At 71.4% G+C, this 18549-nt stretch carries 17 protein-coding genes; 10 read left to right on the forward strand and 7 right to left on the reverse strand.

Translation table 11 applies throughout. The features are described from left to right. The first annotated feature begins 6 nt into the window (after positions 1-6). From CG740_RS14150 to CG740_RS14165, 4 genes are read left to right on the forward strand one after another with little or no spacing between them, the layout of a single operon-like run. A complete protein-coding gene (locus tag CG740_RS14150; RefSeq protein ID WP_100575471.1) occupies positions 7-447 on the forward strand; it encodes a GPW/gp25 family protein in 441 nt (146 codons plus the stop codon). Continuing rightward, the gene (locus CG740_RS14155) at positions 447-2393 is read left to right on the forward strand and encodes a putative baseplate assembly protein (protein WP_100575472.1); all 1947 of its coding nucleotides are present in this window, start codon (positions 447-449) and stop codon (positions 2391-2393) included. Before CG740_RS14150 ends, CG740_RS14155 begins: the two co-directional genes overlap by 1 nt. After that, positions 2390-2959 (forward strand): phage tail protein, encoded by a 570-nt coding sequence (locus CG740_RS14160; protein ID WP_100575473.1) that lies wholly within the window; start codon positions 2390-2392, stop codon positions 2957-2959. The genes CG740_RS14155 and CG740_RS14160 overlap by 4 nt, the downstream gene beginning before the upstream one ends. 6 nt (positions 2960-2965) lie before the next feature. Further along, a complete protein-coding gene (locus CG740_RS14165; protein ID WP_100575474.1) occupies positions 2966-4237 on the forward strand; it encodes an NADase-type glycan-binding domain-containing protein in 1272 nt (423 codons plus the stop codon). Between the two features lie 566 nt (positions 4238-4803). On the opposite strand, the gene aspS is transcribed toward CG740_RS14165, so the two are convergent. Next, complete coding sequence (aspS, locus tag CG740_RS14175; protein WP_100575476.1) at positions 4804-6570, reverse strand: aspartate--tRNA ligase; 1767 nt, start codon at positions 6568-6570, stop codon at positions 4804-4806. 179 nt (positions 6571-6749) lie between these two features. Here aspS and CG740_RS14180 point away from each other — a divergent pair, with 179 nt between their 5' ends. Next, positions 6750-9008, forward strand: coding sequence for an ATP-binding SpoIIE family protein phosphatase (locus CG740_RS14180; RefSeq protein ID WP_100575477.1), 2259 nt, complete (start codon positions 6750-6752; stop codon positions 9006-9008). A 69-nt stretch (positions 9009-9077) separates the two neighbouring features. On the opposite strand, the gene CG740_RS14185 is transcribed toward CG740_RS14180, so the two are convergent. Together CG740_RS14185 and CG740_RS14190 are read right to left on the reverse strand one after the other, a co-directional pair. Next, positions 9078-9506: a hypothetical protein gene (locus tag CG740_RS14185; protein ID WP_100575478.1), complete on the reverse strand. Its 429-nt coding sequence runs from the start codon at positions 9504-9506 to the stop codon at positions 9078-9080. A 188-nt stretch (positions 9507-9694) separates the two neighbouring features. After that, complete coding sequence (locus CG740_RS14190) at positions 9695-10771, reverse strand: AI-2E family transporter (protein ID WP_100575479.1); 1077 nt, start codon at positions 10769-10771, stop codon at positions 9695-9697. 140 nt (positions 10772-10911) lie between these two features. On the opposite strand from CG740_RS14190, the gene CG740_RS14195 reads away from it, so the two are divergent. Beyond that, positions 10912-11331, forward strand: a complete 420-nt coding sequence (locus tag CG740_RS14195; RefSeq protein ID WP_100575480.1) for a hypothetical protein — start codon at positions 10912-10914, stop codon at positions 11329-11331. 345 nt (positions 11332-11676) lie between these two features. On the opposite strand, the gene CG740_RS14205 is transcribed toward CG740_RS14195, so the two are convergent. From CG740_RS14205 to CG740_RS14220, 4 genes are all read right to left on the reverse strand, one after another. Next, on the reverse strand, positions 11677-12633 hold the full coding sequence (locus tag CG740_RS14205; RefSeq protein WP_100575482.1) for a pirin family protein: 957 nt from the start codon (positions 12631-12633) through the stop codon (positions 11677-11679). 165 nt (positions 12634-12798) lie between these two features. Next, entirely contained in the window at positions 12799-13260 is a 462-nt protein-coding gene (locus CG740_RS14210) for an SseB family protein (RefSeq protein WP_100575483.1), read from the reverse strand. 43 nt (positions 13261-13303) lie between these two features. Then, on the reverse strand, positions 13304-13519 hold the full coding sequence (locus CG740_RS14215; RefSeq protein ID WP_100575484.1) for a DUF397 domain-containing protein: 216 nt from the start codon (positions 13517-13519) through the stop codon (positions 13304-13306). After that, positions 13500-14351: a helix-turn-helix domain-containing protein gene (locus tag CG740_RS14220; RefSeq protein ID WP_100575485.1), complete on the reverse strand. Its 852-nt coding sequence runs from the start codon at positions 14349-14351 to the stop codon at positions 13500-13502. Before CG740_RS14220 ends, CG740_RS14215 begins: the two co-directional genes overlap by 20 nt. 117 nt (positions 14352-14468) lie before the next feature. Here CG740_RS14220 and CG740_RS14225 point away from each other — a divergent pair, with 117 nt between their 5' ends. From CG740_RS14225 to CG740_RS14240, 4 genes are all read left to right on the forward strand, one after another. Then, positions 14469-14687, forward strand: coding sequence for a hypothetical protein (locus tag CG740_RS14225; RefSeq protein WP_100575486.1), 219 nt, complete (start codon positions 14469-14471; stop codon positions 14685-14687). Between the two features lie 115 nt (positions 14688-14802). Beyond that, positions 14803-16632, forward strand: coding sequence for an acyl-CoA dehydrogenase (locus tag CG740_RS14230; RefSeq protein WP_100575487.1), 1830 nt, complete (start codon positions 14803-14805; stop codon positions 16630-16632). A 169-nt stretch (positions 16633-16801) separates the two neighbouring features. Continuing rightward, positions 16802-18097, forward strand: coding sequence for a M18 family aminopeptidase (locus CG740_RS14235; RefSeq protein ID WP_100575488.1), 1296 nt, complete (start codon positions 16802-16804; stop codon positions 18095-18097). Positions 18098-18259: 162 nt separating this feature from the next. After that, positions 18260-18475 (forward strand): DUF6458 family protein, encoded by a 216-nt coding sequence (locus CG740_RS14240; RefSeq protein ID WP_100575489.1) that lies wholly within the window; start codon positions 18260-18262, stop codon positions 18473-18475. Positions 18476-18549 lie beyond the last annotated feature (74 nt).

The following is an 18549-nucleotide window of genomic DNA, read 5'->3' on the forward strand; positions in this document are numbered from 1 at the left end:
GTTGAGATGAGCGAACACTTCGTCGGGGCCGGCTGGGCCTTCCCGATGCGCACCGAGCCGGGCGGCGGCATCGCCCTGGCCCGGCGCGACCGTGAGATCGAGGAGTCCATGCGCCTGGTGCTCGCCACCGCGCCGGGCGAACGCCCCATGCGTCCCGAATTCGGCTGCGCGGTGCACGACTTGGTGTTCGCGCCCGTCAACGACGCCACCGCCGGGCGCATCCGCTACGAGGTGCGCACCTCGCTCGACCGCTGGGAGCCGAGGATCGAGGTCGAGGACGTCACGGTGACCCCGGCACCCGACGAGCCGACCGTGCTCCACATCGACGTGCGCTACTCGGTGCGCGGCACCAACAACCCGCGCAGCCTCGTCTTCCCCTTCTACGTGATTCCCTCCGAGGGCGGCGACCAGCCAGGCCCGACGCCCGGCGAAAGCGAACGAAACTGATGGCCCTGCCCGCACCCCACCTCGACGACCGCCGCTTCCAGCAGTTCGTCGACGACGCCAAGCGCTACGTCCAGCAGCGCTGCCCCGAGTGGAGCGACCACAACGTCTCCGACCCGGGTGTCACCCTGATCGAGGCCGTCGCGCACATGGCGGACCAGCTGGTGTACCGGCTCAACCGGGTTCCGGAGAAGAACCAGCTGGCCTTCCTCGACCTGCTCGGCGTGACGCTCTTCCCGCCGTCGGCGGCCAAGGCGTCGGTGACGTTCTGGCTGTCCGCCCCGCAGTCGGAGCCGATCGTGCTGCCCCGCGGCACCGAGGTCACCACCGGCCGCACCGAGACCGAGGAGGCGGTGGTCTTCGCGACCGACGGCGATCTGACGATCGTGCCCTGCCGGCTCGACCAGGTGCTGCGCCAGCCGGCGGGCTCCGCACCCGAGAACTGCTCGCAGGACGTGCTCGGCGGCACCGACGTCTCGGTGTTCAGCTCCGGCCCGCTCCCCGGCGACGTGCTGCTCTTCGGCCTGTCGGCGGCCCTGCCGAACTGCACGGCCGCGCTGCGCCTGGAGAGCCGTGTCAACGGTGTCGGCGTCGACCCGCGCCAGCCTCCGCTGGTGTGGGAGGCGTGGACGGCCGACGGCTGGGCCGAGTGCGAGGTCGCCGAGGACACCACCGGTGGTCTCAACCGCCCCGGCGAGGTCATCCTGCACATGCCGCCCGCGCACACCGTCTCGCGGATGGGCGGCCTGGACGCGGGCTGGCTGCGCTGCCGCGTCGTGGAGGCGGCCCCCGGCCAGCCGTTCTACAGCGTCTCGCCGACCGTGCGCGGCGCCTCCGCCTTCACCATCGGCGGCACCACGCGCGTCTCGCACGCCGAGTCGGTGCGCGACGAGTCGCTCGGCGACTCCGAGGGCGTCCCGGGCCAGCGCCTGATGCTGGCGCACGCGCCGGTCGTCGGCGGCGTACGCCTGGAGATCTCGGCCGGCGAGGGCTGGGAGGAGTGGGAGATGGTGGGCGACTTCGCGTCCTCCTCCCCCTTCGACCGCCACTTCACCCTGGACGCGGCGACCGGCGAGCTGGCCTTCGGCCCCTCGGTGCGCCAACCGGACGGCTCGGTAAGGCAGTTCGGGGCCGTACCGATCAAGGGCGCGGCCATCCGCGCCTCCCAGTACGGCACCGGCGGCGGCCGCTCCGGCAACGTGGCCCGGGGTGCGATCCAGGTCCTGCGCAGCTCCATCCCGTACATCTCCCGGGTGGAGAACCGGGAGGCGGCGCGCGGCGGGGTGGACGGCGAGACCGTGGAGGAGGCCAAGACGCGGGCGCCGATCGCGCTGCGCGCCCAGGAGCGCGCGGTGACCGCCCGCGACTACGAGGAGCTGGCCCGCAGGGCCGCCCCCGAGACCGCCCGCATCGCGTGCCTGGCGGCGGACGTGGACGAGTCCGGCGACAACGCGGTGCGCGTCCTGGTCGTCCCGCAGGCCGTGCCGGACCGGGGCGGCCGGCTCCGCTTCGAGCAACTGGTGCCCGGTGACGAGCTGTTGGGCCGCGTGACGACCTTCCTCGACGACCGCCGCCCGCTCGGCACCCGCCTCGCGGTGGGCCCGCCGTTCTACCAGGGCGTCACGGTGGTGGCGACGCTGCACTCGTTCCGCGCGGCCAAGGCCGACCACGTACGCGACGAGGCCCTGAACGCGCTGTACTCCTACCTGGACCCGCTGACCGGCGGCGCCCACGGCACGGGCTGGCCCTTCGGGCGTCCGTTGCGGGCGGGCGAGATCTTCGCGGCGCTCCAGCGGGTGCCGGGCGTGGAGCTGGTCGACGAGGTGCTGTTGCACCCGGCCGACCCGCTGACCGGCCGGCGCGGCGACGCCACGGACCGGATCGAGCTGTCCCCCTCCGCCCTGCTGTTCCCCTTCGACCACCGCGTCCGCGTCATCGAGGCCCGATGAGCGCGCGCGGTTCCGTCGACGGTCTTGCCTCCTCGCACCCGCTGGGCGGCCAGCTGCCCGCGGTGTACGCGGACGACGACTTCGCCCAGCGTTTCGTCGAGGGCCTGGACGTGGTGCTCGCCCCGCTGTTCAACGTCCTGGACTGCCTGGAGGCGTACTTCGACCCGGCGATCGCGCCGGAGGACTTCGTGGACTGGCTGACGGGCTGGGTCGGCACCGAGCTGGACGGCACCGAGCCGCTGGAGATCCGCCGGCACGCGGTGGCGACGGCGGTCTCCCTGCACCGGGTCCGGGGCACCGCCGAGGGCCTGTCACGGGCGGTCGAACTCGCCTTCGGGGTACGGCCCGAGATCAGCGAGAGCGGCGGCGCGACCTGGTCGGCGCGGCCGCTCGGGCCGTTCCCCGGCGACGCCAAGCCGTCCCTGCGGGTGACCCTGAAGGTGTCCGACCCGTCCACCGTCGACCCCCACCGCCTCGAAGCGGTGGTGGCGGCCGCCCGTCCCGCACACCTCCCTTTCACGGCCGAGGTATCCGCTCGCAAGACCCTCACCCCCGAAGGGAACTGACCTTTCATGTCCACCCCGGCCATGGTCCCCTGCCCCGACTGCGGCACCCCGGCCCGCGCCACCGGGCAGTCGTTCTGCGACTCCTGCGGGGCGTTCCTCCGCTGGACCGCGCCGGCGGCCCCCGCGAGCCCGCCGGCCGCGGATGCCGCTCCGCCCGCCTCGGCACCGCCCGCCGCAGCACCGCCCGCCTCGACGCCGCCCGCCTCGACGCCCTCCCCGGAGGCCGCCCGGCGGAGCATCGCCCCCGACGCCCCGACGCCGCCGAGCGGCACCCCGGTGTTCGTACCCGGCACGCCCCGCCCCGCGCAACCGGCGACCCCGCCCGCCCGCCCCGACGCGATGACCGTCCCGACCCCGGCGGTGCCGGGCGACGCCCGGGACAACCGGGGCGCGCAGGACACCACCCCGGTGCCCGAGACGCGGGCCGCCTCGGCGTCCGACGCCGCCCGGGCCCTGCTCGTCCCCGTGGCGGAGGCCTCCGCGCCCGCCCCGACGCCCGAGACCCCCGGCACCGTGCTCCCCGGCCGCCCCGAGGCGGCCCGCCCCCGCGTGCGCGCCGCCGGCCCCGTCGAGGAGACCGGCGAGCCGTGCCCGGCCTGCGGCACCGCCAACCACCAGCACCGCAACTTCTGCCGCAGCTGCGCGACGCAGCTCACGCCGCGCCGCCAGGACCACTCGTCCGGCCCGTACGCCGGCCAGCGCCCCGCGCTGCACCGCAACCGCAAGCGCTGGATAGCAAGGGTCCTGGTCGCGATGGCCGTCGTGGCTCTCGTGGCGGGCGGCATCTTCGGCGGCCCCCCGGCCGCGCGCGCGGTGCAGGACCACTTCGCCAAGCGCGTGGCCGTCCACCCCACGGAGTGGAAGGCGTCCCACTCGGACCCCAAGCACGGCCCGGAACTGGCCTTCGACAGCTACTCCAACACCTGGTGGGGCACGGGCTACGCGGGCGACGCGGAGGGCACCTACCTGGAGGCCACGTTCGGCCAGCCGACCGACCTCCTGGCGCTCCTGATCACCCCGGGCACCTCCAAGCGCACGGGCCAGCAGTCGGAACAGGCCCGCCCGCAGGAGTTCGACCTGATCGTCACCGACACGAGCGGCAAGCAGCACCTGTCGCACCGCTCGATCAACGACGGCGGAGTCCAGCAGATCAACGTCCGCGTCCGCGACGCCGCCTCGGTCCGCCTGATCCTCCGCTCGGCCTTCGGCGCGGCGAAGGACAAGCAGGTGGCGATCGCGGAACTGGAGTTCTTCGCCCGCTCGAAGAACAACAACTAGCCCTCGGGGCCCTGCCGTTGGGACCCCCTGCCCCGCCTCGGGGCGGGGGTCCTGCGGGAACCGGTCACCCTCCCGGCATCACGAACCCACGCGTGGCCCCGCTTCCGGCGCCGCGCCGGGAGGCGTGGACACCCTCTGCCGGCTTCATCAACTCCGACGCCGGAGCATCGGCCTCGATGCGATCCCGAACCAGGGGATCAACGCAGTCGTACCCGCCCCACGGCCCCGTCGGGCCGTCCGGATCCACAGGCGCGACCACCGGGGGAAGCCCCAATCGCCTCAGCCTCGCGCCGACTTGCCGAGCCTCTTCCGCGTCCACCGTCCCACCTCTTCGTCTTGCGTACGCACAGCCGAGCTACTCGCCGTCGCCGCCGTGCGTCGCACACCGACCGGGGTTGATCGGTCCGCGGCCCCGCACCCGGTCGGCCCCGGGGGGGGGAGTTGCCGCATCCCACATTCCACCCCACCGCCGGAGGCTTTCGGGAAGGGGCGGGGTGGGGAACAAACAACCCCCCGGGCCGAGGCCCAGGGGGTTGAAAGGGGGGGCAACTGCCCCTACAAGGCTGCTACTTGTCGGCGACCGGCTTGCGCAGCGCGATGTTCAGCTCGCGCAGGCGCGACTCGTCCAGCTCCGTCGGCGCACCCATCATCAGGTCCTGCGCGTTGCCGTTCAGCGGGAACGCGATGGTCTCCCGGATGTTCGGCTCGTCCGCGAGGAGCATCACGATGCGGTCGACACCGGGGGCGATGCCGCCGTGCGGCGGGGCGCCGAGGCGGAACGCGCGCAGCATGCCCGCGAACTCGTGCTCCACCGTCTCGCGGTCGTAGCCCGCGATCTCGAACGCCTTGAGCATCAGCTCGGGCTCGTGGTTGCGGATCGCGCCGGAGGACAGCTCGATGCCGTTGCAGACGATGTCGTACTGCCAGGCCAGGATGTCGAGCGGGTCCTTCTCCTCCAGGTCGGCGAGGCCGCCCTGCGGCATGGAGAACGGGTTGTGCGAGAAGTCGATCTTGCCGGTCTCCTCGTCCTTCTCGTACATCGGGAAGTCGACGATCCAGCAGAACCGGAACACGCCCTCCTCGAAGTGCCCGGCCCGCTTCGCGGCCTCGACGCGCACGCCCGACATGATCTTGGAGACCTCGTCGAACTCGCCCGCGCCGAAGAACACCGCGTGCCCGGGGACCAGGCCGAGGCGCTCGGTGAGCACCTTGACGTTGTCGTCCGTGAGGAACTTGGCGATCGGCCCGGACAGCGAGCCGTCCTCGCCGACCCGCACCCAGGCCAGGCCCTGCGCGCCGAGCGAGACGGCGTACTCGCCGAGCCCGTCGAAGAACTTCCGGGACTGCCCGGCCACGTCCGGCACCGGCAGGGCACGCACGTGCTTGCCCGCGAACGCCTTGAACTCCGAGCCCTCGAACACGTCGGTGATGTCGGCGAGTTCGAGCTTGGCGCGCAGGTCCGGCTTGTCGTTGCCGTACTTCAGCATCGACTCGCGGAACGGGATGCGCGGGAAGGGCGAGGTGACGTGGCGGCCACCGCCGAACTCCTCGAAGAGCTCGGTCATGAGCTTCTCGATGGGCTGGAAGACGTCCTCCTGCTCGACGAAGCTCATCTCGACGTCGAGCTGGTAGAACTCGCCGGGCGAGCGGTCCGCGCGGGCGTCCTCGTCGCGGAAGCAGGGCGCGATCTGGAAGTACCGGTCGAAGCCGGAGATCATGAGCAGCTGCTTGAACTGCTGCGGGGCCTGCGGCAGGGCGTAGAACTTGCCCGGGTTCAGGCGGGAGGGGACCACGAAGTCGCGCGCGCCCTCGGGCGAGGTCGCCGTCAGGATCGGGGTGGCCATCTCGTTGAAGCCGAGCGCGACCATCTTCGAGCGGATCGCGGCGATCACGGCGCTGCGCAGCATGATGTTGCGGTGCATGCGCTCGCGGCGCAGGTCCAGGAAGCGGTACTCCAGGCGCCGCTCCTCGTTGACGCCGTCCTCGGCGTTGATCGTGAACGGCAGCGGGTTCGCGGTGCCGAGCACCTCGACCTCGCCGACCTCGATCTCGATCTCGCCGGTCGCCAGCTCGCCGTTCACGTTCTCGGTGCCGCGCGAGACGACCTTGCCGTCGACGCGGACGACGGTCTCCTTGGACAGCTTGTCCAGGGCCTCCGCGCCGGCCGTGCCGGGCCGGGCGACCAGCTGCGTGATGCCGTAGTGGTCCCGCAGGTCGATGAAGAGAATGCCGCCCAGGTCTCGGCGATTGTGCAGCCAGCCGCTCAGCCGGACGTCGCTGCCGACGTCGGAGGCGCGGAGCTCGCCGCAGGTGTGGGACCGGTAGCGGTGCATCATTCATCCAATTCTTCGCGCGACGGCGCGACTCTTCGCGAGATTCTTCGCGAGACAGGCGGGAATCAACCAGTCCAGGTTACCGCCCGGTGCGCGGCCCCCTCGCGGGTCCGGTCCCCGCCCCGCTCACGACCCGCTCTCGGTGGCGGTGCGTCCCCGGATCTTCTTAAATAGGGGCAATGCGCACAGAGGACGTCCTGGCCGCGATCGCGACCGGCCTGTGGCGCTGGGACAACGGATCCGGGACGGTCACCCTCGACGCGGAGGCCGCCCGGCTCCTCGGGCTGCCCGCCAAGCCCGCCACCCTGACGGAGTCCGCCGTACGCTCCCGGTTCCACCCCGTCGACTGGAACGAGGTCGACGGCATCGTGAACCTCGCCGTCGCCGAGGGCACCCTCGCCGAGGTCCGGCTGCGGATCATGGACGAGCACGGACACGTCCTGCGCACCGTGCGCAGCCGTTCCAAGCCCATCATCAGGGGCGGGGACTACCTGCTGATCGGCACCATCCAGGAAGTCGCCGAGCCCCAGCCCGGCACCACCGCCGCCCATCCCTCGATCACCGGCGACTGGCGGCGCTCGCGCGAGGCCTTCCTGCTCGACGCGGGCCGCGCGCTCGCCGAGGCCCGCTCCACCTCCGAGGTGCTCCGGGTCGCCGCCTCCCTGTCCATGCCGGGGTTCTCGCCGGACGGCCTCGCGGTGTTCGGGGTGGCCGGCGAGCGGCTGACGATCATCGGGCACCACGGGCACAACCCCGGGGACGACGGCCCGTTCACGGACATGGCGCTCGACACCGACTATCCGGCCGCCGACGTCGTGCGCAACGGGCGGGCGATCTACCTGCCGACCCCGCAGGAGTACCGGCGCCGCTTCCCCGCCACCTGGCCGCTGGCCCAGCGCTTCGACCGCCACTCGTGGGCGTTCGTGCCGCTGATCGTCGCCGGGCGCACGATCGGCGCGTGGATGGCCGCGTTCAAGCACCCCGTCGCCTTCACCCCCGACGAGCGCTCGGTCCTCACCACGGTGGCCCGCATGCTGGCGCAGGCGCTGGCCAGGGCGGGCGAGGCGGAGAGCGAACGCGAACTGTCGCTCGGCCTCCAGCGCGCGATGATGCCGACGCTGGGCCCCGAGATCCCCGGCATGACGGTCGCCGCCCGCTATGTGCCGACCGGCGGCGGCCTCCAGGTCGGCGGCGACTGGTACGACATGATCCCGCTGCCCGGCGGCGGCTCCCGCACGGACGGCGACGGCGGCAGGTTCGCCCTGGTCATCGGTGACGTACAGGGCCATGACGTACGGGCGGCCGGCCTGATGGGCCAGCTGCGGATCGCGCTGCGGGCGTACGCGAGCGAGGGCCACAGCCCCGACGCGGTCCTCTCGCGCGCCTCCCGCTTCCTGTACGGGATCACCGAGTCGTACGGGGTGCCCGACCCGTACGGCGACGGGTACGAGGACTACGCGCCGCGCTTCGCGACCTGCCTGTACATCGAGGTCGACCCGGCCACCGGCACGCTCGACATCGCCCGGGCCGGCCACCCCGACCCGGTGATCCGCACCGCCGACGGCACCGCCCTGATCCGCTCCACGGCGGGCGGCCTGCCGCTCGGCATCGAGGCGGACTCCGACTACCCGACGACCCGGCTGGTCCTCGACCCGGCCGAGACGATCATGATCTGCACGGACGGTCTGATCGAGACCGGCGGCCACGACATGGCCAGCGGCTGGACGCGGCTGCGCCCGGTCCTGGAGAAGCACACCGGGGACAGCCTGGAGCAGCTGGCCGACGAACTGGTCCAGGCCGTGCACGGCCCCTCCTCGCACCACACCACGGGCCCGCTGGTGGACCGCCGCGAGGACGACATCGCGCTGCTGCTCCTGCGCCGCAACGCCGTCACCGGCCGGGCCGGTCCCGCCTCGCCCGCCCCGGTCCGCCGCACCGCCCTGACCGTCGCGCAGGCCGAACCGGAACAGATCGCGGGCGCCCGCCGCCAGCTGCGCGAGCTGCTGCACGACTGGGCGGACGACGAGCAGGTCGACTCGGCGGTCCTGATGATCTCCGAGATGATCACCAACGTCCTGGTCCACACCGACGGCGACGCCCTCCTGGTGGCCGAGGCGAGGGGCCCCCTCGGCACCCGCCGCCTGCGCGTGGAGGTCGCCGACGCCAGCGACGAACTCCCCCACCGCCGCCGCCCCGGCGAAATGGCCTCCAGCGGGCGGGGCCTGATCCTGATGGAGATGCTGGCGGACGCGTGGGGTGTGGACCCCCGGGGCGACGGCAAGTCGATCTGGTTCGAGCTCTACGAGACGGGGGCGGAGGGTTCGCTGCCGTCGGCCCCGGAACCGGCGGCGGCCGAGCCGACGGGGCCGACGGGGCCGACGGGGCCGACGGGGCCGACGGGGCCGACGGGGCCGACGGGGCCGACGGAGGGACCTTAGGGCGGATTGAGCGACGGGCCGGCGGGCCGTCCGGCGCGATGAGCGACCGGACGACATCGCGTCACCCGCTCACCCGTTGTACGTCTCGAACCTGACCACCGCGCGCTCGTCGTCCTCCCAGCGAACCTTGATGTCCACGAAGTCGATCCGGCCCTGCGAAGGCGGGACGATCGTCCAGTGGAGCTGATCGCCCCCGCGCGCCTGGACACTCGTACCGCGAAGGCTCACGAACCAGTCGTGGACGTCACGCCGGGGCATGCGGAACTCCCCGGACCAGCCACTCTCGAAGACGTTGCTGACGATCTCCGTGCAGCCGCCCCCGTCCGCGCCGGACGGGAGTTCCCAGCCGATGCTCTTCATCGCCGCCGCGCAGGCGGCCGGGCGCTCCTCGAACGTGGGGGGCTGGATGAACGCGTGGACGAACAGGACCCCCCGGACCAGCATCGCGGCGGCCAGGAGCAGGACCACGCCGATCAGCCCCTTCGCCCACCGGGTCATGGGCCGCTGCGGCGGCGGCTCTTGCCAGACCCCTCGTACCGGTCCCCCCGGATGCCGCGCCCTGTTCGCCATGCCCCCCACGGATCCCCTCCCGAAATTTGAATGTGTTCAAGATCTTTGCACAGGGAGGCCGCGCGGGGCCGGACATCTCGCGGCAAGGGCCCTCGCGCTCCGGGCCGAGCGCCTGCCTACTCCGCTACGGGGCCGGAACCGCCCGGGCCTTCGGCACACCGCTCGCGCAGCTCCCCCACCACGGCGAACCCGGCCGCCGCGACCGGGACGGACAGGAGCATCCCGACCAGGCCCGCCACGCTCGCGCCCGCCGTCAGCGCGATCATGATCATCGCGGGGTGCATCTGGACGGTCCGGCTCTGGATGACGGGCTGGAGGATGTGCCCTTCGAGCTGCTGCACGGCGAGCACGATCCCCAGCGTCCACAGCGCGGTGCCGAACCCGCGGTCGGCGAGCGCGACCAGCACGGCGACGGCGCCGGACACGAAGGCGCCCAGGTAGGGGATGTACGCCCCGATGAAGACCAGCGCGCCGAGGCCGAGGGCGCCGGGGACGCGCAGGATCAGCAGGCCGACGGTGATGCAGACGGCGTCGATGAACGCGATGAACGTGGTGCCCCGCATGAACCCCTCGACCGCCTCGAAGGCCCGGCGCGCCATGGCTTCGACGACGTCCCCCGCGCCGCGCGGGGCCAGGCTGTGGGCGAGGCCCACGGCCCGGTCGGAGTCCTTGAGGAAGAAGAAGGTCAGCAGCAGGGCCAGCACGCTGGTGGCGAGCAGCGAGCCGAGCAGGCTCAGCCCTTCGAGCACCCCGCTGGCCGCGCCCGCGCCGAACTTGGCCAGCAACTGCTTGGCGTTGTCGGCGAGGTTGGTGACGCCGTCCCCGCCGGCCACCCCGAAGTGGTCGGCGACCCACTGTCCGGCCTGCTTGAGCGAGGCGACGATCTGGTCCCCGGTGTCGAGCAGCGCGGTGACGACGACGTACCCGGCGCCCCCGACCACCGCGACGAGCGCGACGCAGGTCAGCGCGGCGGCGATGGACCGCTTCACCCCGATCCGGATCAGCCACCGGTGCACGGGTCCGAGCAGCGCGGTGCCGAGCAGGGCGAGCAGGACGGGGGTGACGGCGGTCTTGAAGATGATGCACAGCCATACGGCGACGGCGACAACGCCGGCGACGAGCAGCACGACGACGCACCAGGCGGCGGTGCGCCGGGCGGCTTCGGGCAGCAGCTGCGGCCGGGGCGTCTCCATCCCGCCAGCGGATCATGGTCCCGGCCCGCGCCGCCTCCGGGACGGTCCACCTGAGTGACGCCCCATCAGGGCGGCTTCGGGCATCGGCGGCTGACGACGAAGAGGCGCCGCCGGGAACGCACGTACGGAATCCTGAGGGCATGGCACAGGCCCCCGACCCCCAGGACCGGCCGCACAGGGCCGGGTGCGCGGCCCTGACCTTGTCGGTCGCGGCCGTCGGCCTCCTCGCCCTCGGCGCCGCACTGGTCCTGGCCGTCTCCGCCTTCCCCGACCGAACCGACACCCCGCCCGAAGAGCTGCTCGCCAAGAAGGCCGGCCTCACCGCGTACCGGCTGAACCAGGCGGCGCGGGACGGAAGCCTCACCGACCAGGAGATCGCCTGGGCGGCTGATGGCCCCTGGATCGTGCAACGCGAACCCCGGGCCATCCGCATCGTCGCCCGTTACACTCCGGGCCCCGCCTGCTACGAATACGTGCTGGTACAGCCGATGGAAGCCCCAACCTCCTTACAGTTCGCTCGACTTGAGCAGTGCCCCCTCTTTCCCGAGCGGGTGCTGTGAACGCCCTTGCCCGGACGCCGCTCCTTTTCAGCTTGCGGACCGTGTCCGCTTCTCGCGCAGTTCCCCGCGCCCCTGAGGGCCTCGATGCTGGCCGGCCCCCTTCGGGCACTTCAGCCCGTGCGGCGTTTGAGGACGAGCGCCGTTCAGGCGCGATAGCGATACGGGGTCAGGGCGGAGCCCCGAACGGGGGTGCAGGGGGCGCAGCCCCCTGCGGGGGTTCGAGGGGCGCAGCCCCTTGCGGGGGTCTGGGGCGCAGCCCCAGGGGCTGAACCCTTCAACCCCTTGCACGGGCGGGCCGGTGGGCAAACCCCCCGGGGCCGGAGCGGAGCCCCGAGGGACCCCGGGTTACATGCCGTGGACCGCCGGGATCGAGCCGAGGCGGCCCTTCTGGAAGTCCTCGAAGGCCTGCTCAAGCTCCGCCCGCGTGTTCATGACGAACGGCCCGTAGTGCGCCATCGGCTCACGGATGGGCTGCCCGCCGAGCAGCACGACCTCCAGGTCCGGCGCGTTGGAGTCCTGCTTCTCGTCCGCGCGGACGGTCAGCGAACCGCCCTCGCCGAACACTGCGGTCTGCCCCATGTGCACGGGCCGCCGCTCCGCACCGACAGAGCCGCGCCCGGCCAGCACGTACGCGAGGCCGTTGAAGTCCTCGCGCCACGGCAGCGTGACGGACGCGCCCGGCCGCAGCGTGGCGTGCACCATCGTGATCGGGGTGTGCGTGATCCCCGGCCCGTCGTGCCCGTCGAGCGAGCCCGCGATGACCCGCATCAGCGCGCCACCGTCCGGCGAGGTGAGCAGCTGAACGGAACCGCTGCGGATGTCCTGGTAGCGCGGGGCCATCATCTTGTCCCGGGCCGGCAGGTTCACCCAGAGCTGGAGCCCGTGGAAGAGCCCGCCCGACATGACGAGCTGCTCCGGCGGCGCCTCGATGTGGAGCAGACCGGCACCGGCCGTCATCCACTGGGTGTCACCGTTGGTGATCGTGCCGCCACCGCCGTTGGAGTCCTGGTGGTCGAAGATCCCGTCGATGATGTACGTGACGGTCTCGAAGCCGCGGTGCGGGTGCCACGGGGTGCCCTTGGGCTCGCCCGGCGCGTACTCCACCTCGCCCATCTGGTCCATCATGATGAACGGGTCGAGGTACTTGTAGTTGATCCCGGCGAACGCGCGGCGCACCGGGAACCCCTCGCCCTCGAACCCCTGCGGAGCAGTGGTCACGGCAAGGACGGGACGGGCCGCGACACCCTCCGGCGCGGCTACGCGCGGCAGGGTCAACGGGTTTTCGACGGTCACAGCAGGCATGGGACGGCCCTCCTTGCGGGGATGCTCTACGTTCAAAGTAGTTGAATGGTGAACAGCTTGCAAGGCGTGCCCATTCCCGACCCCTTCCGGCCCCGCCCCGGACACGCCTCGGGCCCGCACCCCCGAGGGGTACGGGCCCGAAGAACCAAAGGTCAGGCGGTCCTGCTATCCGTACATGCGCCGCATCGCGAAGTCGACCATCTGCTCCACGGCCTTCGCGTCGAAGACCATCCGGTGGTCGCCCTCCATGTCGAGCACGAAGCCGTACCCCGTGGGCAGGAGGTCGATCACCTCGGCGCCGGTGATGACGAAGTACTTGGACTCCTTGCCCGCGTACCGGCGCAGCTCCTTGAGCGAGGTGAACATCGGGATCACCGGCTGCTGCGTGTTGTGCAGCGCCAGGAACCCGGGGTTGTCGCCGCGCGGGCAGTACACCCGGGCCCCCGCGAAGATCTGCTGGAAGTCCTCGGCCGAGAGCGAGCCCGTGGTGAAGGCCCGCACCGCGTCGGCGAGCGACGGCGGCGACGGCTCCGGGTACAGCGGCTGCTCCCCGTAACCGCCCTGCATCTGCTGCTGCGGCGGGGCGTACTGCTGCTGCGCGCCCGGGTTCTGGTCGTAGCCGTACATGCGCCCAAGACTACCGACGCGGGGTCCTGGCGGACAGCGGGTCTCAGCGGCGGAGGCCCCTGCCCTTCACCGCCTCGACGAAGGGCGCCCAGGCGCTGGCCGCGATGATCAGTGCGGGGCCGTTCGGCGCCTTGGAGTCCCGTACGGGGACGACACCGGGGAGGTTGCCGGCTACCTCGACGCAGTCGCCACCGGTCGCATTGCTGTAGCTGCTCTTACTCCACAGCGCGGTGCTCAAGTCAAGCTCTGTGCTTGCCATTTCGGTAGTCCTTCGCCGCTTGCTCGATCATGGCCAGGGACGTGTCCGGCGGTAGTGCCGCGGCCCTGAGCAGATCGTACGACCTGCGGTAGTCCTTCACGAGGGCCGGATAGTCGATCAGTTGGCCGCTGTGCTGACTCTCGATGTAGACCACCGGTGGAGCATCAGGAAAGGCCATAACCTTGATAACCCCCATCATCAACGGATGGGCACCAGCGGTTTCCGGAAGGATCTGCAGAACGCTTTGCGTGGAACGGACCACATAGGAGATGTGGTCCGACTGCTCCGCCATCTCTCCGGGCGGCAGCAGCGGGTTGCGGATCAGCGACTCGTGCAGGACGCCCCAGAACGCTGGGCGATCCTCACACTCCCAGAGCTTTGCGCGCTCCAGCCGGGCCTGCACCTGCTTCTCGACATCTGCTGGACTCAGCCATGGGGCCCCGCTCTGAATGACCTTCCGAACGTACGCCTCCGTCTGTAGCAGGCCTGGGATGAGCGTAGGCGCCCAGTCCTCGATCGTCTCCGCGTGCCGTTCCATCTCCGCAACATCAGCGAAGTACTCCGCATGCCCGGACTGCTTCGCCTTCCGCGCGTCTTCACAGCGCCGCTCGAAAAAGCCGTCGGTCCCCAGCTTCTCGTCCACATGCTTGGCCAGATCCAGGGGCATGCGACGCTCGCCGCGCTCGATCTGGCTCAGGAACGGCACGCCACGGAAGCTACCGTCGGCCAGTTGCTCAAGCGTGAGGCCCGCCGCCTTCCGTTTGTAGCGCAGCTCCGCACCGTAGAAGGACGGCACGTTCGCCGACGCATCGGGATCCTTGTCAGGGGGCACAACTCACCACCGCCATTTGCCAGTTGCCGGGCGCAATGTGAACCACTTCCGACGGTAGGGCACCCAGCGTCACGCTGTGAGGGATTCGTCACACACCGCACTCACAGGAGGCACCCCATGGGCAAGACCCCCCTTCCGCCCCGCCGGGACGACACCTACGCCGTCGTCATGGAGCTGCGAGCCGCGCTCGCAGAGCACGGCATCACGCTGCCCTCCCTCGGGCGGGACTTCGGGACGCCCGCGCTCGTCATCCTCGGGAACTGCAACACCGAGACCGCGCGGGCGCTCACCACGGCACTGGAGCGCCACCCGGCCCACCAGAGTTCCCCTGCCTGACACGTCACAGTTCTCGGCCAGAGGTTGCGCGTTATTACCGGTGGGTAGCATCATCGGAGGTACTGACCTACTTGCTGGTAGATGTAACCGACACCCTGCTTACGGAGCCGTCGCCATGGGGCACTACAAGTCGAATCTCCGCGACATCGAGTTCAACCTCTTCGAGGTGCTCGGACGCGACAAGCTGTACGGCACCGGCCCGTTCGGGGAGATGGACGTCGACACCGCCAAGTCGATCCTGGAGGAGATCGCCCGTCTCGCCGAGAACGAGCTGGCCGACTCCTTCGCGGACGCGGACCGCAACCCGCCGGTCTTCGACCCGGCCACGAACACCGCTCCGGTCCCGGAGTCCTTCAAGAGCTCCTACAAGGCGTTCATGGACTCCGAGTACTGGCGGCTCGGCCTGCCCGAGGAGATCGGCGGCACCGTCTCGCCGCGCTCACTGATCTGGGCGTACGCCGAGCTGCTGCTCGGTTCGAACCCCGCGATCTGGATGTACTCCTCCGGCCCGGCCTTCGCCGGCATCCTCTTCGCCGAGGGCAACGAGCAGCAGAAGAAGATCGCCGAGATCGCGGTCGACAAGCGCTGGGGCTCGACGATGGTCCTCACCGAGCCGGACGCCGGGTCGGACGTCGGCGCCGGCCGCACCAAGGCCGTGCAGCAGGACGACGGCTCGTGGCACATCGAGGGCGTGAAGCGCTTCATCACGTCCGGTGAGCACGACATGGAGGAGAACATCCTCCACTACGTCCTCGCCCGCCCCGAGGGCCACGGCCCGGGCACCAAGGGCCTGTCCCTCTTCCTCGTGCCGAAGTTCCACTTCGACTGGGAGACCGGCGAGCTGGGCGAGCGCAACGGCGTGTACGCGACGAACGTCGAGCACAAGATGGGCCTGAAGGCGTCCAACACGTGCGAGATGACGTTCGGCGACCAGCACCCCGCCAAGGGCTGGCTGATCGGCGACAAGCACGACGGCATCCGCCAGATGTTCATGATCATCGAGTTCGCCCGCATGATGGTCGGCACGAAGGCCATCGCGACCCTGTCGACCGGGTACCTCAACGCGCTTGAGTACGCCAAGGAGCGCGTCCAGGGCAGCGACCTCTCGCAGTTCATGGACAAGACCGCACCGAAGGTGACGATCACTCACCACCCGGACGTGCGGCGCTCGTTGATGACGCAGAAGGCGTACGCCGAGGGCATGCGCTCGCTCGTCCTCTACACCGCCTCCATCCAGGACGCGATCCAGGTGAAGGAGGCGGCGGGCGAGGACGCGAAGGCGCTCGTCGGCCTGAACGACCTGCTGCTGCCCATCGTGAAGGGCTACGGCTCGGAGAAGTCGTACGAGAAGCTCTCGTCCGAGTCGCTCCAGACCTTCGGCGGCTCCGGGTACCTCCAGGAATACCCGATCGAGCAGTACATCCGTGACGCCAAGATCGACACGCTGTACGAGGGCACGACGGCCATCCAGGGCCAGGACTTCTTCTTCCGGAAGATCGTCCGGGACCAGGGCGCGGCCCTGAACACCCTGTCCGAGGAGATCAAGAAGTTCCTCGCGGAGCAGAACGGCAACGCGGAGCTGGGCGGCGCGCTCGACTCGCTCGCCAAGGCGGCCGTCGACCTGGAGGCGATCGTCGGCACGATGATCACCGACCTCACGGCGACGGGCGAGGACGTCAAGAACATCTACAAGGTGGGTCTCAACACGACCCGTCTGCTGATGGCCTCGGGTGACGTGGTGGTCGGCTACCTGCTCCTCAAGGGTGCGGCCGTCGCCGCCGAGAAGCTCTCCTCGGCCTCGGCGAAGGACGTCCCGTTCTACACGGGCAAGATCGCGGCTGCGAAGTTCTTCGCGGCGAACGTCCTGCCGGGCGTCGGTACGGCGCGTGCGCTGGCCGAGACGGTGGACAACTCCCTGATGGACCTGGACGAGGCGGCCTTCTAGGCCTCCGCCGGGAGAGGGGCTCGGGGTGGTCGGACCCCGGGCCCTTTTCGGCGTGTCCCGGGGCCGGACGGACCCCCGCGCCGGGGCGGGAGGGCAGACCCCCCGGGGCCAAACGGGGCAAGACGCTCGGGGCCCGGAGGCGGGGGCGGGGCGCCGCTAGGGTGGCGGCATGAGCACACCGCCCCGCTTCGACCGCGGCCACACCGACGACCTGCTGACCTTCCTCGCTGCGAGCCCGTCGCAGTACCACGCCGTGGCCAACGCGGCCGCTCGGCTGGAGAAGGCCGGGTTCCGGCAGGTCCAGGAGACGGATGCCTGGGACGGCACGCACGGCGGTAAGTACGTGCTGCGCGGCGGCGCCATCGTGGCCTGGTTCGTGCCCGAGGGCGCCGAGCCCCACACCCCGTACCGGATCGTCGGCGCCCACACCGACTCCCCGAACCTGCGCGTGAAGCCGCAGCCGGACTCGGGCGCGTACGGCTGGCGCCAGGTCGCCGTCGAGGTCTACGGCGGGACGCTGCTCAACACCTGGCTCGACCGCGACCTCGGTATCGCGGGCCGTCTCACCCTCAAGGACGGCAGCCACCGCCTGGTCAACGTGGACCGGCCGCTGCTGCGCGTGCCGCAGCTCGCCGTGCACCTGGACCGCTCGGTGAACACCGACGGGCTCAAGCTCGACCGCCAGCGCCACCTCCAGCCGATCTGGGGCCTCGGCGACGACGTGCGCGAGGGCGACCTGATCGACTTCCTGGAGCAGGAGGCGGGGCTCGCCGAGGGCGACGTGGCCGGCTGGGACCTGATGCTGCACTCCGTCGAGGCGCCCGCCTACCTCGGCCGCGACCGGGAGCTGGTGGCCGGGCCGCGCATGGACAACCTGCTGTCCGTGCACGCGGGAGTCGCGGCCCTCGCCGCCGTGTCCGGCGCCGACGCGCTCCCCTTCATCCCGGTGTTCGCCGCCTTCGACCACGAGGAGGACGGCTCGCAGGCCGACACCGGCGCCGACGGCCCGCTCCTGGGCAACGTCATGGAGCGCTCGGTGTTCGCCCGCGGCGGCAGCTACGAGGACCGCGCCCGCGCCTTCGCCGGGACCGTCTGTCTGTCCTCCGACACCGGCCACGCCGTCCACCCCAACTACGCCGAGCGGCACGACCCCACGCACCACCCGCGCGCCAACGGCGGCCCCATCCTCAAGGTCAACGTGAACGCCCGGTACGCCACCGACGGCGCCGGCCGTGCCGTGTTCGCGGCGGCCTGCGAGCGCGCCGACGTGCCCTGGCAGACCTTCGTCTCCAACAACGCGATGCCCTGCGGCACCACGATCGGCCCGATCACCGCGGCCCGGCACGGCATCCAGACCGTCGACATCGGCGTGGCCATCCTGTCGATGCACAGCGCGCGCGAGCTGTGCGGCGCGGACGACCCGTACCTGTTGGCCAACGCGCTCACCTCGTTCCTCACCGACTGAGCCGACCGAGCCACCGATACGGCTGATACGGCCGATACGGCTGATACGGCTGATACGGCCGGAAAGCGCCCATAAGGCCGAACCCGCTTGCCACGCACGGGGGTTGGGCGTCCGGGGCCCGGGTACTCGGACGGTCCACCACCTTTCACGGAGGCGAGTTCCATGGGCTTGGGCGGCTGCATCATCCTCATCGCGGTGGGGGCCATCCTCACGTTCGCGACGGACTGGCACACCAGCGGTGTGAACGTCCACGTCGTCGGCCTGATACTCATGGCCGTCGGCATCATCGGCGTCGCCGTCTTCACCAGCGTGCTGCGCAGGCGGCGCATGGTGCCGGGGGCGACCATCGTCGAGGAGGACCGCGACCACCTCATGTGAGCCCCGGCCCCCGCCCCGCGGGCCCGGACCACCCCAGGTGGCCGCCCTGCACCGGGGCCACCTCATGTGCCCCT

It is taken from the genome of Streptomyces sp. CB01201 (assembly GCF_002803085.1).
Lineage (GTDB): Bacteria > Actinomycetota > Actinomycetes > Streptomycetales > Streptomycetaceae > Streptomyces > Streptomyces hundungensis.